The following is a 15,734-nucleotide window of genomic DNA, read 5'->3' as shown; positions in this document are numbered from 1 at the left end:
CAAGTGTAAGCGAAACTGATTCGCTTTGGAATTAGCGTTTAAACAAGCGCTGAATGGGTGAGCGAGTGTAGTCCCACAAATGATCGAAAATTTGCATTAGCTCTGGATTACCGTAGCTAGATAAGTTTAAGGCATGGAACCGGTTTTTCTCTGCTTTTAGCTGCTCGATTTTTTGCGTTAAGGCTGCTGGCGGCGCGGGAGCAATAAAATCTGATAGCACCACTAAATCAGCATTTTTATATTTGTCATCGAGCATCTGTTCGATGGCTCGTTCAAGCGCAGACGGCATATCTGTGCCGCCATGAAAACTATAAGACAAGAAATTGAGAACTTCTCGCAGACCATCTTTTTTAGTGAGTTCGTAGGTAATGAGTTCGGTAGAAAACATCACTACATAGCAATCGCGCTCTTCCGCCAAGGCTATCTGCATCAAACCATAGGCCAGAGCTTTAGCGCATTTCTCAGGGAAACCTTCCATAGATCCCGAGCTATCAATCGCTAAAATAAACGGGCCTTTATCTAACATGGCTTGTTCAGCAGCTTTTTTGTGGGTTTTTACTTTGCGTAACTTACGCTGCTTACCCTGCATATGGTAATTCATTAATTGATGATCGACTAAGTGCTTATAGAAAATCACTTCGAGCTCAGGGTAGGCCAAAAACATGGTTTCATTGGGCAGTAATTTGGATAAATCATTACCTTCATGAATACCCACAATATCGTCGGTCACTTGATCTAACTGTTCTTCAACCAGCTCAAGTTCTTCCACTGGAGCTTTGGAACTATTAGGGTCACTTACTTGGTCAGCCATTCTTCCTAGCTGCTCAGCTATTTTTTGCAAACCCTTTTGCCCTTTTAAAAAAGCGGCAAATTGCTGAAGCAGATTGACTTCAGTTTTACTGAGTTTAGCGGCAGCCATATCCCACAGACGGCCAAGTTTATTAGCGTCGCCAGACTCGGTCATTTCAGGCATCGCGTTTAAGGTATCAACTCGCTGATAGAGATCAGTTAACAAGGCTTGTTTGTGTTGCTTCACTTCATCACTTTGGGCTTGTTTAAGCTCAGCGGCAATGCTTTCAAACCATTGGTTGCAAAAATAACTCTGAAACATAGGGCTGTAACGATGATGAGGGTGGGCGGCTAATTCGCTGGCTTTACCAAAGAAAGCCGAACAAACGCTGAGTTGTATAAGAATATCGTCCAGCCGTTTTACAAATTCAGTACTGTCTAATTCAATAGACAATTGATAGAGCGCGATCTCTTCGGCGAACTTTTCTTCAATAGTTACTTGACCAAGTTGAGCGCGAATTTGGTTTTTCCATTTGCTCACTTGGCTTTTCATTGCGCTTTGAATACCGGGGCTAGATTCTGCAATCATCATTAGCTGCGGGCGCATCATCACTTCACGCACCGCTTCGTCAAGCAGTCCCGATTCGGCCAACATAACCCCAAATTGCAGGCTATCTAGCATAGATTATTCAAAAAACTCGTTTATATTGCGCATTCTGTAAGCCTGCTTGTCCAATAACTCACTCACTGCATTCACCATTTGGTCCACTTCCATTAAGCTTATTTCAATCGCTTCTGGGAGTTGGTTAGCAATGAAATTATGCGGTAAAGCCCCGTGAAATTGACCACGACAACGCTTCAACTCAAATTCCGCCTGTTTGATGGTAGCCAATACCGCGTCAATTTGCTGCTGCCAACCTTTAACCAGCTCTTCTGCTAAAGCTTGCTGTTTAGCTAAACCGAGTAATAGCGGTCGGTTGGCAATATCTTTAATCACCAACTGGTGATTAATATCAATCTCAAATTGTAGTCGACATAATTCAGAACCTTGGTTAATTCGACCCAGCATTTCACAACTGCCGCTTTTTATTTTCTTAGTAAACTCTGCTGCATCAACGTATACCCAACGGGTTTCACCTTTATCTTTTTCACTCACCGCTAGGTTGCTTTGCAGAACCACTAACTTAAACAATTCACCGCCATGTTTGTTGGCGTAACGTTTAGCGTTGCCAAAATCAAACTTGTATTGGTCTTTACGCAAACCGGAGTCATGGGTGAACTGCACACGCAGTTGCTCACAAATATCGTCTACCGTAGCGTTATAGTGGCGCTCTGCGCCCTCAGCAAGCTCTTTAAGCTTAAGCTGGTCAAAGGCATGATTAACCGCATAATCACTGATACAGGTCTGTACAAATTGCCGATCTTCTAAGTTATGCCACAGACAGTCTTGTAGCAGGATGAGGTCCAATGGATTGATTTCTGAACGACCATTAAAAAACGCACTGGTTTGCAGTAAGTGAACCGACTTTTTCCAGCGCCTGTCCGATACATACAAATCGCTAATAATGGTGGCATCGCCTGCAACTGGTGAGCCTTGTTCAATCAGGCCTTTAATCAAGTATATTTTTTCAAAAACACTATCGCTCATGCTTACTTGGCCAAGTTGATTTTGCCAAGCTTGATACTCAGAATCCTTAATCACTAAGTGTTCAGGAATATCCTGCAGAGTTTGGTTGTCTAACAGTAGCGCTTTAAAGTTATCTTTGTGCTGAATACGGTTTACAAATACCCGCAGTAACATACGGTCATAAAGTGCTTCTAAGCCGCTGTCTTCTTCGGGTAATTCGTTAGACGCAGAGATAAGTAAGCGCATCGGTACCGGTAGGTTTTCATAGCTATTTCTAAAGGTACGCTCGTTAACTACGGTAAGTAGAGTATTAAGAATTGCAGGTCCGGCTTTCCAAATTTCATCGAGAAATACGATATGTGCAGTGGGCAAGTAACCTTCGGTTAAACGCACATACTTGCCGTTATCTTTGAGCTCTTGAATCGATAAGGGGCCAAATACTTCTTCTGGCGTAGAGAAGCGAGTCATTAGGTAATCAAAAAAGCTTTGGCTTTCAAACGCTTTAACTAAACGTTTGGCAATCATGCTTTTGGCTATGCCTGGCGGACCCAATAGGAATACGCTCTCTCCTGCTAAGGCCGCTAACAAACATAACTTAAAGCTTTCTTCACGCTCGTAAATGCCCGCCGAAAGGGCCTTAATAAGGCCTTGAATACGCTCCGACAATAACGCTTTATTAGCCTGATTTAATGGCGCAATTGTTGCCATAACCATCCTTTGCCTTTTTGGTCGCAAAGCTCTCGCTCTGTCAGCCAACTATTGTAAATGTACTAATTAACACTGTTAACTAGCGGTCTGTATTAAAACCTATAGTAGCGGGTAAATTGCGATCTTTCGTTGATGTTAACATCATTTTACACAGACAAAAAAGGCGCTCTGAGAGCGCCTTTTTATTATCAAACTAAACCTATCGGATGTTTTTTCCGAGGATTTCGATAACCTGAAGTTGAGCCATCGCTTTGGCTAATTCAACTTGAGCTCTCGCAAAATCCACATCGCTGTTTGGATTGCTAATGCTTTCCTCAGCTGCTTGTTTAGCTTGCTGGGCTTTGGCTTTATCGAGCTCGTTGCCTCGAATCGCGGTATCAGCTAGTACGGTTACATTTCCTGGTTGTACTTCCAAGAAACCACCCGAGATGTAAATCACCTCTTCGTGACCGTGCTGTTTTACCATGCGAACCATACCAGGCTTAATTGGGGTTAGTAGTGGAGCATGACCATGCAATACTCCTAACTCACCCTCTTCACCGGTTACTCGTAGATGTTCAACGCGACCCGAGAAAATCTTCTCTTCGGCGCTAACCACGTCCAAGTGAACTGTCATCGCTGCCATTTCAGCCTCCTGTTACGCCAATTGGCGAAGCTTACATATTTTTGGCGCGCTCAAGCACGTCATCAATATCGCCTGCATACAAGAACGCTTGCTCTGGAATATCGTCGTAATCGCCAGCCAATAGGCCTTTAAAGCTACGGATAGTATCTTTAAGCGGAATAAGTTTACCTGGGTTACCAGTGAAAACTTCGGCTACGTGATAATCTTGAGTTAAGAATTTCTCAATCTTACGCGCACGAGCTACGGTTTGTTTGTCTTCTTCAGACAATTCATCCATACCTAGAATCGCAATAATATCTTTCAATTCTTTATAACGTTGTAGTACACCTTGAACGCCACGAGCAATGTCGTAGTGCTCTTGACCAACCACTAGTGGATCTAACTGACGAGAGTTTGAGTCCAATGGGTCAATGGCAGGGTATAAGCCCATAGCAGCAATGTTACGGTTTAGAGTAACGGTTGCGTCTAAGTGAGCAAAGGTGGTTGCTGGAGATGGGTCAGTCAAGTCATCCGCAGGTACATATACCGCTTGGATCGAAGTAATCGAACCAGTCTTAGTAGATGTAATACGTTCTTGAAGAACACCCATTTCTTCAGCCAGTGTTGGCTGATAACCTACCGCTGATGGCATACGACCTAACAGTGCAGATACTTCGGTTCCGGCTAAGGTATAACGGTAGATGTTGTCGATGAACAACAATACGTCTTTACCTTCGTCACGGAACTTCTCAGCCATAGTCAAACCAGTTAACGCTACGCGTAAACGGTTTCCTGGTGGCTCGTTCATCTGACCGTAAACCATGGCTACTTTATCTAGTACCCCGGCTTCTTCCATCTCGTAGTAGAAATCGTTACCTTCACGAGTACGCTCACCAACACCAGCAAACACAGATAAACCTGAGTGTGCTTTAGCGATGTTGTTGATTAACTCCATCATGTTTACGGTTTTACCTACACCGGCACCACCAAACAGACCAATTTTACCACCCTTAGCGAATGGACAAATCAAGTCGATAACTTTAACGCCCGTTTCTAACAATTCGTTAGACGTAGCTTGCTCTTCGTAAGAAGGAGCAGCACGGTGAATTTTGTAGCGCTCTTCAGTCTCAATTTCACCTTTGTGGTCAATTGTATGACCTAGTACGTTCATAATGCGACCTAGGGTGGCTTCACCCACAGGTACTTTAATCGCGTCACCAGTATCAACCACTTCTAGGCCGCGACGAATACCTTCCGATGCACCCATACAGATACAACGAACTACGCCACCACCAATCTGCTGTTGAACTTCAAGTACGAGATCTTCGCCTTGAACTTCTAGAGCATTGTATACCTTCGGTACACTGTCATGTGGAAATTCAACGTCCACAACAGCGCCAATTACTTGGACGATGTTACCGTTACTCATGTTGATTCCTCTAAATATTTTTGCTTAATGCCTCGCCTTAAACGGCTGCAGCTCCCGCAGAAATTTCGCTCAATTCTTGAGTAATTGCTGCTTGACGTTCTTTGTTGTAAATCAACTGAAGATCGTCAATTAAATTACCCGCATTGTCGGTTGCCGCTTTCATTGCAACCATTCGTGCAGCTTGTTCACAAGCGAGGTTTTCTACCACACCTTGATAAACTTGAGATTCGATATAACGTACCAATAAACCGTCGAGTATTTCTTCGGCACTTGGTTCATATAAATAATCCCAACTGCGAGACGCAATTTCTGGGTCATCTGCTTTAGGCAGCGGCAATAATTGGTCCATTGTTGGTTCTTGTACCATGGTGTTAACAAAATGGTTATACACCACATAAATGCGATCCAATTTGCCTTCATCGTAGGCTTCAAGCATCACTTTTACGGTACCGATTAGCTCTTCAACGGTTGGGTTATCACCCAAGCCTGAGTTTTGAGCTACCACATTGCCACCGTGGTTATTAAAAAATGCGGTTGCTTTTCCGCCAATAACGGCTAAATCAGCTTCAACACCTTTATCTTTCCACTGCTGCATGTCTGTAACAACTTTCTTAAACAAGTTAATGTTTAAGCCGCCACACAGACCGCGATCAGTAGACACCACGATGTAACCAACACGCTTAGCTTCTCGTTCTACAGCATACGGATGCTTATATTCGAGTTTACCAAGCGCGATATGACCAATTACTTTGCGCATAGCTACTGCGTAGGGGCGGCTGCTTTCCATGCTGTCCTGAGAACGACGCATTTTACTCGCTGCAACCATCTCCATCGCTTTGGTAATTTTTTGAGTGTTTTTAACACTACCAATCTTACCTTTAATTTCTTTAGCGCCGGCCATATCTATTCGCTCCTATTCGTCAGGGTTGATTACCAAGATTGCGTAGATTTAAAGCTTTCTAACAAGCCTTTAATCGAAGCTTCAATCTCGTCGTTGTAATCGCCTTTTTCGTTAATAGATGCCAATAGATCAGCATGCTCGTTGTTAGCATAAGCTAGCAACGCGGTTTCAAAATCAACAATCTTGTTAATTTCGATATCCATTAAGAAACCTTTTTCCGCTGCGTATAAACCTAGCGCCTGCTCAGCTACAGATAATGGGCTGAATTGCTTCTGCTTCATTAGCTCTGTTACTTTTTGGCCATGGTCTAACTGCTTACGGGTTGCATCATCTAAGTCAGATGCAAACTGAGCAAATGCCGCTAATTCGCGGTATTGCGCCAGTGCGGTACGAATACCACCAGACAGTTTCTTAATAATCTTAGTTTGTGCAGCACCACCAACACGAGATACCGAAATACCTGGGTCAACCGCCGGACGAGTACCAGAGTTAAACAACTGGCCTGTTAGGAAGATTTGACCATCGGTAATCGAAATTACGTTGGTAGGTACGAATGCAGATACGTCACCGGCTTGAGTTTCAATAATCGGCAATGCCGTTAATGAACCTGATTTGCCTTTAACTTCACCTTTAGTGAACTCTTCTACGTATTTCTCGTTAACTTGAGACGCACGCTCTAATAGACGAGAGTGAAGGTAGAAAACATCACCAGGGTAAGCTTCACGACCAGGAGGTCGACGTAGTAGCAATGAAATTTGACGATAAGCAACTGCTTGCTTAGATAAATCATCATAGATGATTAACGCGTCTTCACCGCGATCACGGAAGTATTCACCCATAGTACAACCCGCGTAAGGCGCTAGGTATTGTAATGCGGCTGAATCAGAAGCAGATGCTGCAACAATCGTGGTGTATTCCATTGCGCCATATTCTTCTAACTTACGAACAACGTTCGCGATAGTTGAAGCTTTTTGACCAATAGCAACGTACACACACTTAATGCCAGAGCTTTTCTGGTTAATGATGGTATCTACAGCGATAGCTGTTTTACCGATCTGACGGTCACCAATAATCAACTCACGTTGACCACGGCCGATTGGAATCATAGAGTCAATCGCTTTAATCCCTGTTTGCACAGGTTTGTCTACCGATTTACGTTCCATTACGCCAGGTGCAATAACTTCGATTGGCGAGAAACCATCGTTGTCTACTGCGCCTTTACCATCAATTGGCTCACCCAGTGTATTAAGTACACGTCCTAGCAGGCCACGACCTACAGGAACTTCCAAAATACGACCAGAACTTTTAACTTTATCGCCCTCTGCTAAATCAGCATAAGGACCCATTACTACAGCACCAACAGAGTCACGCTCTAGGTTTAGTGCGATAGCATAACGGCTACCAGGAAGCTCAATCATCTCGCCTTGCATTACGTCGGCAAGACCATTAATACGAATAATACCATCACTTACAGAAACGATAGTACCTTCGTTACGAGCTTCACTGACAACTTCGAACTGTTCAATTCTTTGCTTGATCAGTTCACTTATTTCAGTGGAATTCAGTTGCATACTCTATTCCCCAATTACGCTTGCAGTGCGTCGGATAGTTTTGCCAATTGCCCTTTTACAGAGCTATCAATCACCAAATCGCCAGCGTGAACAATCACTCCAGCCATTAGCGAGGCATCAACACTACAGTTAAGCTTCACTTTGCGTGATAAACGCTGTTCCAAGGAAGCACTAATTTGCGCTTGCTGCGCGGCATCTAGTTCTGTAGCAGAAACAACATCAGCTGTTATTTCTTTAGCCAATTCGGCCTTGTACTCCAAAAATAGTGCTAACACAGCAGGCAACGCGTCTAAACGTGCATTTTCAGCCATTAACTTAATTAAGTTAAGGCCATGCTCGTTAAGCTGCTCAGCACATACAGTGGTAAATAAATTAACCAAAGTACCTGCAGATTCCTTTTTCAGTTGCACAGAAACATGCTCGTTGGCTGCCACTTCGGCAACAAACGCTAACATTTCAGTCCACTCATCTAAGGCTTTGTGCTCAACGGCAAAATCAAACGCAGCTTTAGCGTAGGGACGAGCAATGGTGGTTAAATCAGCCATAAGCTCTACCTTTTATCCCTTATTTCAGCTCAGCGACTAGCTTATCAACAATATGCTTGTTGGCTTCTTTGTCGATTGAACGCTCAAGAATTTTCTCAGCGCCAGCGATGGCTAAAGCAGCGACTTGTGCACGTAACTCTTCACGAGCACGATTACGTTCTGCTTCAACTTCAGCATTACCTTGAGCAAGAATTTTCTCACGCTCTAGGTTAGCCAACTCTTTTGCTTCGTCGATGATTTGAATTTTGCGCTTATTAGCTTGCTCAACAATCACAGCAGCTTCCGATTTAGCATCTTTCATTTGCTCAGACGCTTTCGCTTGAGCTAATTGAAGATCTTTACCGGCACGTTCAGCGTCAGCTAAACCATCCGCAATTTTCTTTTGACGAGCTTCAATCGCGTCGATTAATGGTGGCCATACGTATTTAACGCAGAACCAACAGAAGATCGCGAACGAAATAGCTTGTCCAAACATGGTTGCATTGATATTCACAACGACACCTCCCTATTTGTTAGGAATCGAAGGATTAACCTAACAAGGCAACAAACGGGTTAGCGAATACGAAGAATAACGCGATACCCACAGCAATCATTGAGATCGCATCTAGTAGACCAGCAATAATAAACATTTTAGTTTGTAGTGCAGGGGCTAGCTCAGGTTGACGGGCTGATGCTTCTAATAATTTACCGCCTAAAAGTGCAAAACCGATAGCAGTACCAAGAGCGGCCATGCTCAGCATGATTGCAACAGCGATAATAGTAAAACCAACAACAGTTTCCATGAATTTCTCCAAAAGTATTTATTAGGTTAAAACAGTTTTTATTAAACTTAATTAGTGATCTTCATGGGCTAAGGCTAGATAAACTATCGTTAGCATCATGAAAATAAACGCCTGAAGCACAATGACCAAAATATGGAAAATTGCCCATGGAACAGAAAGTGTCCATTGAGCCCATAAAGGAACAAGTGCGGCAATAAGAATAAAGATCAATTCACCTGCATACAGGTTACCGAACAAACGCAAAGCGAGCGAAAATGGCTTGGCCAATAAAGTGACCGTTTCCAATAAGAAGTTAAAAGGAATAAAAGCCCAGTGATTAAAAGGTTGAAGCGTAAGCTCTTTAGTAAACCCTTTAACACCCTTCACTTTAATACTGTAAAAAATGATTAAACCAAACACGGCAATAGACATGCCTAATGTAATGTTTAAATCAGTGGTAGGTACAATTTTAAAGTACTCAGCGCCCATCAGTCCGGCGACGTGGGGTATAAAGTCAACAGGGACTAAATCCATCAAGTTCATGAGGAAAATCCACACGAAGATGGTTAAGCCAATTGGCGCAATAACACGGTCAGTGCGATGGAAGGCATCTCGTACCGCCCCATCAACAAACTCAACCATCATTTCAACAAAACATTGAAACTTGCCAGGTACGCCAGTTGTTGCTTTTTGCCCAGCCTTATAAAAAAGAAATAAGAACAAGGCACCCAAGCCAACTGAAAACAGGAGTGAATCAATGTGCCAGGTCCAGAACCCTGCATCCTTACAAGCGTAATTAAATGCCAGACCGCCATCGGCCATACACATTTGAGCGTTTGTCAGGTGGTGCTGGATATAGCCTGAAACGTTACCTTCAGCAGCCATTTATCATCCTATTTTTGTTACTAAGAAAAATAGAGGCAGTCCATTGCGTTAACGTACTAAGTATAAAACCAAGCAATAGGGCCAAAGGCTCTACATTTAGCAAGGCAAATACCAGTATGAACATTATGGCTGTAAGAGAAAGTTTTACGACTTCCCCGAGATAAAAACTTAATACTACGTATTTTTGATGTCTAGCGCCGACAAACATAAATGCCATCAACGTAAACAACGCATTCGGTAGTAAGAAGATCAAACCTCCGATTAACACAGAAACAGCAACGTCTTTATCAAAAAAGAAACCACTTTTAAGTGTTAGCAGTGCGACAAACCCTGTCTGAAAAATAACAAAATATAGCGCCTTAAGGCGAACTTCTGTTGTTAAAGACCCAGACATTCTCGACCTCTACTAGTTTTTACATTTAACCCATTACCTAAAAATAGGTAAAAAGGGCTTGCGAAAAAGCCTAATGATTATACGTTGAAAGTGTGGTTTTGCAATCAGTAGCGGTGTCCAAGACACTAATTTGTAACAGGCTATATAAACAAATAGCGGTTATTGTTAAATTTTGTGTTACAAACCAGTGATTTTGGTCATTTTAAGGTGAAAAGAAGGTAAGTGAGATCAAGGAAATGTAGGCGAAGATAGTTTATAAAAACTAAAGTGTTTCATCAGAATCGATGAAGAGCGCCAAAATAGCATCTAACTCATCCAAATTAGCATAATCAATAACCAGTTTTCCTTGGCCTTTCTTATTTTGTTGGATTTTAACGCCAGCCCCTAACCGTTCGCTTATTCTTTGCTCTAGTCTGTTAATGTCTGGATCAACTTTAGCTTCGGGTTTAGGTGCTTTAGGGTTCAAAACAGTCTTAACTAGCTTTTCAGTATCGCGCACCGTTAGGCCTTTGGCTGCCACATTTCGAGCCGTTTCAGCTTGAGTTTCGCCACTTAACGCCAGCAACGCACGAGCATGACCCATTTCAATGTCGCCATGCTCCAGTAAGATTTTTACGTCTTCGTCTAAGCTATTTAAGCGCAATAAGTTAGTCACGGTTGTACGTGATTTCCCCACAGCTTCAGCCACTTGTTGGTGGGTTAACTCAAACTCGGTCATTAAGCGATCTAGCGCCACCGCTTCTTCCATGGCGTTAAGGTCTTCACGTTGAATGTTTTCAATCAGCGCAATAGCCACTGCATTTTCATCACTAACGTTCTTAATTAAACAAGGCACTTCATGCAGGTGAATTTGCTGTGAAGCACGCCAGCGGCGCTCTCCTGCAATAATTTCAAACTGGTTTTCACCCAACTCTCGAACCACAATAGGTTGAATAACACCTTGTGCTTCAATCGAATGGGCAAGTTCTTCAAGGGCTTCTGCCGACATGTCTTTACGCGGCTGGTATTTTCCAGGACGTAGCCATTCAATGGGTAATTTGCGTAAATCTCCGCGGTTTTGATCAACGGTTTGTTGATTAGAATCGGCTTTTGTATCTTCTTCAACTTGGCGTTGACGAGCGTTATTACTGGTACTCAGTAATAAGTCTAAACCTTTGCCTAATCCACGTTTTCTCGCTGACATGTCTTTATCCGTATTCATTAATCGACAACCACTGCTTCGGTTTCTTCTTCGTGTCGGCGAATAATTTCACCGGCTAAAGCGAGGTAAGCCTTAGAACCATTTGATGTTTTATCATAATACATGGCTGGTTTACCAAAGCTAGGCGCTTCGGCCAAACGTACATTTCTTGGGATCACAGTACGGTAAACTTTCTTACCAAAGTGCTGTTTAAGTTGATCACTCACATCTGAGGACAAACGATTACGAGGATCAAACATAGTTCGAAGAATCCCTTCAACTTGTAGATCTGGATTTACTACCGAGGCTAACTTACTAATGGTATCTACCAAAGCCGTTAAGCCCTCTAAAGCATAGTATTCACATTGCATTGGCACCAGCACACTGTCTGCTGCGGCCATTGCATTCACGGTAAGCATGTTTAGCGAGGGCGGACAATCAATGAAAATGTAGTCGTAATAGTCTCGTACAGGTGCTAGTGCATTGCGCAGTCGCACTTCGCGAGCAAAGAACTCCATTAATTTTATTTCAGCAGCCGTCACATCAGAGTTGGCTGCCACTAAATCAAAAAAGCCGCTGGTATCTTTAACGGTCACTTGATCGATAGGTTCTTCATCAATCAATAATTCGTAGGCTGTTTTTGGTACTTCGTATTTATCTACACCACTGCCCATGGTGGCATTCCCTTGTGGGTCAAGGTCAATTAACAAGACTTTGCGTTTAGTGGCCGCCATTGACGCCGCTAAATTTACGCTGGTTGTTGTTTTTCCTACGCCACCTTTCTGGTTGGCTACCGCAATTACTCTACCCACAATATTTTCGCCTAAGGGTTATTTTTATCAATAATAACTAGATGTCGCTGACCTTCAAGTTCGGGAACCGATAAACTCTCGATACTGTGTAAGTTTAGCCCTTCAGGCAGGTTTTCTAGTTCTTGTTCAGGCACTAAGCCTTTTAAGGCATAGAATTTACCACTATTTGCCGGTAGGTGAGAACACCAACTCAGCATATCCTGCAAAGAAGCGAAGGCTCTGCTTATTACGCCATCAAATTCGAGGTTTTGTTGGTAATCTTCTACTCGACATTGCACTGCAGTCACGTTTTCTAGTTTAAGCAAGTGGCTTACTTGGCGAATAAAAGTAATGCGTTTACCTAAACTGTCGAGCAATACAAACTGTTTATCAGGATTAATAATGGCTAACGGCAAACCGGGTAAACCTGGCCCCGTTCCCACATCAATAAAACGTTCACCTTGTAAGTGAGGGCTCACCACTAAACTATCGAGAATGTGTTTTACCATCATCTCCATAGGATCTCTTACCGACGTAAGATTATACGCTTTGTTCCATTTATCGAGTTGCTCAACCAAAGTAACCAGTTGAGATATTTGCAGCTCGGTGAGCTGTAAGGTCGTTTGGGCTAATAAACCCTGTAAGCGAGATTTTAACACCCGATCATCCTAAGCCGACTTGCGCGCTAAGTCGTGTTTCTTCAAATAAACCAATAATAGCGATACGGCCGCTGGAGTAACACCTGAAATACGCGCGGCTTTACCAATGGTCTCTGGGCGAGAATTAGTTAGCTTAGCGACCACTTCGTTTGATAAACCACTGATCTTAGAAAAATCCAGATCGATAGGCAGCAGGGTGTTTTCGTGTTTTTGGGTTTTCTTAATTTCTTCAAGTTGACGCTTAATGTAACCGTCGTACTTAATTTGAATTTCTACTTGTTCCGCTGCTGCGGGTAAATCGACTCCTGGTCCAAAACCATCAATACGCATAAGTTGTTGATAAGTTAACTCTGGTCTGCGGATCAATTCTTCTAAAGAATGCTCGCGATTGATCGGGTTTTTCAACATTGGATTCAATTGATCCAATTGAGTCGAATTAGTGTGTACCCACGTGTCTTTTAAACGCTGCCGTTCTTGCTCAACCACTTCCATTTTGGTGTTAAATAATTGCCAGCGATGCTCATCAACTAAGCCTAGTTCGCGGCCTTGTTCAGTCAAACGTACATCGGCGTTATCTTCGCGTAATAACAAGCGGTATTCAGCACGGCTAGTGAACATTCGGTAAGGTTCTTTGGTGCCTAATGTGGCGAGATCATCAATCAATACGCCCATGTAGGCTTGATCGCGACGTGGCGCCCATGAATCTTTACCTTGAGCAAACAATGCTGCATTTGCACCAGCAATTAAACCTTGAGCACCGGCTTCTTCGTAACCAGTGGTTCCGTTAATTTGCCCAGCAAAGAACAAACCTTTTAAGTATTTGTTTTCTAAACTTTGTTTCAAATCTCTAGGATCGAAAAAGTCGTATTCAATGGCGTAGCCTGGACGCGTGATATGGGCATTTTCTAGCCCTTTCATCGAGTGCACTAGCTCAACCTGCACATCAAACGGCAAGCTGGTTGAGATGCCATTTGGGTAAACCTCGTGAGTGGTTAAGCCCTCAGGTTCAATGAAGATTTGATGCGAATTTTTGTCTGCAAATCGAGTAACTTTGTCTTCGATAGACGGACAATAACGTGGCCCAATACCTTCGATTACCCCAGTAAACATAGGGCTTCGGTCTAAACCACCACGAATAATATCGTGAGTAGATTCGTTAGTATGAGTGATATAACAAGGGATCTGCTGTGGGTGATCACTTTGTTTGCCAATAAACGAAAATACTGGTGTTGGGGTATCACCTGGTTGAGGTTGCATTTGGCTAAAGTCGATACTACGGGCATCAATACGTGGGGGCGTACCGGTTTTTAAGCGATCAACACGCAATGGCAATTCGCGTAAACGTTGCGCTAAAGCGATCGACGGTGGATCGCCTGCTCGGCCACCAGCATGATTATTTAAACCAATGTGGATCATACCACCTAGAAAGGTCCCTACAGTGAGTACTACGCTGCGTGCGCGCAACTGTAAGCCCATTTGAGTCACTACCCCTACCACTTGGTCGTTTTCTACGATCAAATCGTCACAGGACTGCTGAAAGATAGTTAAGTTAGCTTGGTTTTCTAAACGTTCGCGAATAGCTGCTCGATACAATACGCGATCTGCTTGTGCGCGGGTGGCTCTAACTGCTGGGCCTTTTGACGAATTTAAGGTTCTAAATTGGATCCCAGCTAAATCTGCAGCTTGCGCCATCAAGCCGCCTAAGGCGTCAATTTCTTTGACTAAATGGCCTTTACCAATGCCACCAATGGCTGGGTTACATGACATCTGACCTAAGGTCTCAATGTTATGAGTAAGCAATAAGGTATTTTGTCCCATACGCGCAGCTGCCGCTGCAGCTTCTGTACCGGCATGACCACCACCGATCACAATGACGTCGTATTGTTGTTTATAGAACATGTGTTATTACCTCAAACCAAGCAGATCCCAAAAGGGTGCGATATTTTACTGGTTAAGTGACGATAAGGGAATGCTTAGATCAGAATTAGATCAAGGGTAGATCTCTTAATATATATATAAGATCTTTTTTTAAAGATCTTTTATTAGATCTACTATTAGGATCGGCCTGATCTGTAGATAAGTCATTTTTTAACTTTTAGATCATTAACTTAGATTAGATCAGATCATGTTGACGGATAGCGATCTAAACGGGGGACAAGCTGGGATCTAAATTAGCACTTATCCACAGATGAATAGTAGGTAAAGGTTATCCATAGGAATAACTATAGTAAATTAATAGCTAATCCCTATGCTTATCCACAGAGTTTAGGTTTGAATAAGTTCATTTTTCCAGCTTTTTAACCATAAAGCTGCTGGTTCTTCGGGTACAGGTTCAAGGTCTACGTCTATTTCTAAGCGTGGTTTTAAGGATTTTGCGCCTAGTTTTTCCATTTGTTGGTCAAGATCTTTGCCTGCACCACAAAAAGTATCGTAGCTACTGCTCCCTATTGCTACAACACTGTAAGACACCGTTGAAAGATCGGGTTGTTGTTCAAGTAAGTGTTGGAAAAAAAGCTGCAAATTGTCTGGTACATCACCTGCACCATGCGTTGAGCTGCAAATTAGCCAAAAAGCACTTGGATTTAACTCAGAAAATTCAGCATTTAGATGAATTTTTACCTGATGGTCATCTTTTAGTAGTGCTTCTAGCTCATCGGCTACGTATTCAGCTGAACCTAAGGTTGAACCTACAATAATCTCTATATCCACTTACGATCCTGTTAACAGCAGAGGTTTTAACCATTGTAACGTGATCATGACTGAATTAACTAGCTGCGTGTTAGCTGTGATCTAGTTGTTGATAGTTTCACGTGGAACTATTCCAATATTGAATCTAATCCAGCAAAGACAATAGTGATCCCCTTTTTAAGGTGTGAATAAATACTTGTTC

Annotated in this window: 16 protein-coding genes; all 16 read right to left on the bottom strand. The window is 42.9% G+C overall.

Annotation, left to right across the window (positions count from 1 at the left end):
• Window positions 1-31: 31 nt before the first annotated feature.
• Window positions 32-1,471, bottom strand: a complete 1,440-nt coding sequence (gene viaA / locus Q4592_RS11760) for an ATPase RavA stimulator ViaA (RefSeq protein ID WP_303513159.1) — start codon at window positions 1,469-1,471, stop codon at window positions 32-34.
• A gap of 3 nt (window positions 1,472-1,474) precedes the next feature.
• Complete coding sequence (locus tag Q4592_RS11755; protein ID WP_303513157.1) at window positions 1,475-3,124, bottom strand: ATPase RavA domain-containing protein; 1,650 nt, start codon at window positions 3,122-3,124, stop codon at window positions 1,475-1,477.
• A 199-nt stretch (window positions 3,125-3,323) separates the two neighbouring features.
• On the bottom strand, window positions 3,324-3,749 hold the full coding sequence (locus Q4592_RS11750) for a F0F1 ATP synthase subunit epsilon (RefSeq protein WP_137673524.1): 426 nt from the start codon (window positions 3,747-3,749) through the stop codon (window positions 3,324-3,326).
• A gap of 31 nt (window positions 3,750-3,780) precedes the next feature.
• Window positions 3,781-5,157, bottom strand: coding sequence for a F0F1 ATP synthase subunit beta (atpD, locus tag Q4592_RS11745; RefSeq protein ID WP_137673525.1), 1,377 nt, complete (start codon window positions 5,155-5,157; stop codon window positions 3,781-3,783).
• 37 nt (window positions 5,158-5,194) lie between these two features.
• The gene (atpG, locus tag Q4592_RS11740) at window positions 5,195-6,058 is read right to left on the bottom strand and encodes a F0F1 ATP synthase subunit gamma (protein WP_137673526.1); all 864 of its coding nucleotides are present in this window, start codon (window positions 6,056-6,058) and stop codon (window positions 5,195-5,197) included.
• Window positions 6,059-6,087: 29 nt separating this feature from the next.
• Window positions 6,088-7,629 (bottom strand): F0F1 ATP synthase subunit alpha, encoded by a 1,542-nt coding sequence (gene atpA / locus Q4592_RS11735; protein WP_137673527.1) that lies wholly within the window; start codon window positions 7,627-7,629, stop codon window positions 6,088-6,090.
• Between the two features lie 14 nt (window positions 7,630-7,643).
• The gene (gene atpH, locus Q4592_RS11730) at window positions 7,644-8,174 is read right to left on the bottom strand and encodes a F0F1 ATP synthase subunit delta (protein WP_303513151.1); all 531 of its coding nucleotides are present in this window, start codon (window positions 8,172-8,174) and stop codon (window positions 7,644-7,646) included.
• Window positions 8,175-8,193: 19 nt separating this feature from the next.
• Entirely contained in the window at window positions 8,194-8,667 is a 474-nt protein-coding gene (atpF, locus tag Q4592_RS11725) for a F0F1 ATP synthase subunit B (protein WP_137673529.1), read from the bottom strand.
• Between the two features lie 34 nt (window positions 8,668-8,701).
• Window positions 8,702-8,956, bottom strand: a complete 255-nt coding sequence (atpE, locus tag Q4592_RS11720) for a F0F1 ATP synthase subunit C (protein ID WP_137673530.1) — start codon at window positions 8,954-8,956, stop codon at window positions 8,702-8,704.
• A 51-nt stretch (window positions 8,957-9,007) separates the two neighbouring features.
• Complete coding sequence (gene atpB, locus Q4592_RS11715; protein ID WP_137673531.1) at window positions 9,008-9,820, bottom strand: F0F1 ATP synthase subunit A; 813 nt, start codon at window positions 9,818-9,820, stop codon at window positions 9,008-9,010.
• A complete protein-coding gene (locus tag Q4592_RS11710) occupies window positions 9,810-10,214 on the bottom strand; it encodes an ATP synthase subunit I (protein ID WP_137673532.1) in 405 nt (134 codons plus the stop codon). Before Q4592_RS11710 ends, atpB begins: the two co-directional genes overlap by 11 nt.
• A 262-nt stretch (window positions 10,215-10,476) precedes the next feature.
• The gene (locus Q4592_RS11705) at window positions 10,477-11,397 is read right to left on the bottom strand and encodes a ParB/RepB/Spo0J family partition protein (RefSeq protein WP_137673533.1); all 921 of its coding nucleotides are present in this window, start codon (window positions 11,395-11,397) and stop codon (window positions 10,477-10,479) included.
• Window positions 11,398-11,414: 17 nt separating this feature from the next.
• Window positions 11,415-12,206, bottom strand: a complete 792-nt coding sequence (locus Q4592_RS11700) for a ParA family protein (protein WP_137673534.1) — start codon at window positions 12,204-12,206, stop codon at window positions 11,415-11,417.
• Between the two features lie 11 nt (window positions 12,207-12,217).
• A complete protein-coding gene (rsmG, locus tag Q4592_RS11695; RefSeq protein WP_303513140.1) occupies window positions 12,218-12,844 on the bottom strand; it encodes a 16S rRNA (guanine(527)-N(7))-methyltransferase RsmG in 627 nt (208 codons plus the stop codon).
• Window positions 12,845-12,853: 9 nt separating this feature from the next.
• Window positions 12,854-14,743 (bottom strand): tRNA uridine-5-carboxymethylaminomethyl(34) synthesis enzyme MnmG, encoded by a 1,890-nt coding sequence (gene mnmG / locus Q4592_RS11690; RefSeq protein ID WP_303513138.1) that lies wholly within the window; start codon window positions 14,741-14,743, stop codon window positions 12,854-12,856.
• A gap of 366 nt (window positions 14,744-15,109) precedes the next feature.
• Window positions 15,110-15,553, bottom strand: a complete 444-nt coding sequence (mioC, locus tag Q4592_RS11685; protein WP_303513136.1) for an FMN-binding protein MioC — start codon at window positions 15,551-15,553, stop codon at window positions 15,110-15,112.
• Window positions 15,554-15,734: the final 181 nt, after the last annotated feature.

The organism is Agarivorans sp. 1_MG-2023, from assembly GCF_030548385.1.
Lineage (GTDB): Bacteria > Pseudomonadota > Gammaproteobacteria > Enterobacterales > Celerinatantimonadaceae > Agarivorans.
This window is presented reverse-complemented; position numbering and strand designations above follow the sequence as displayed.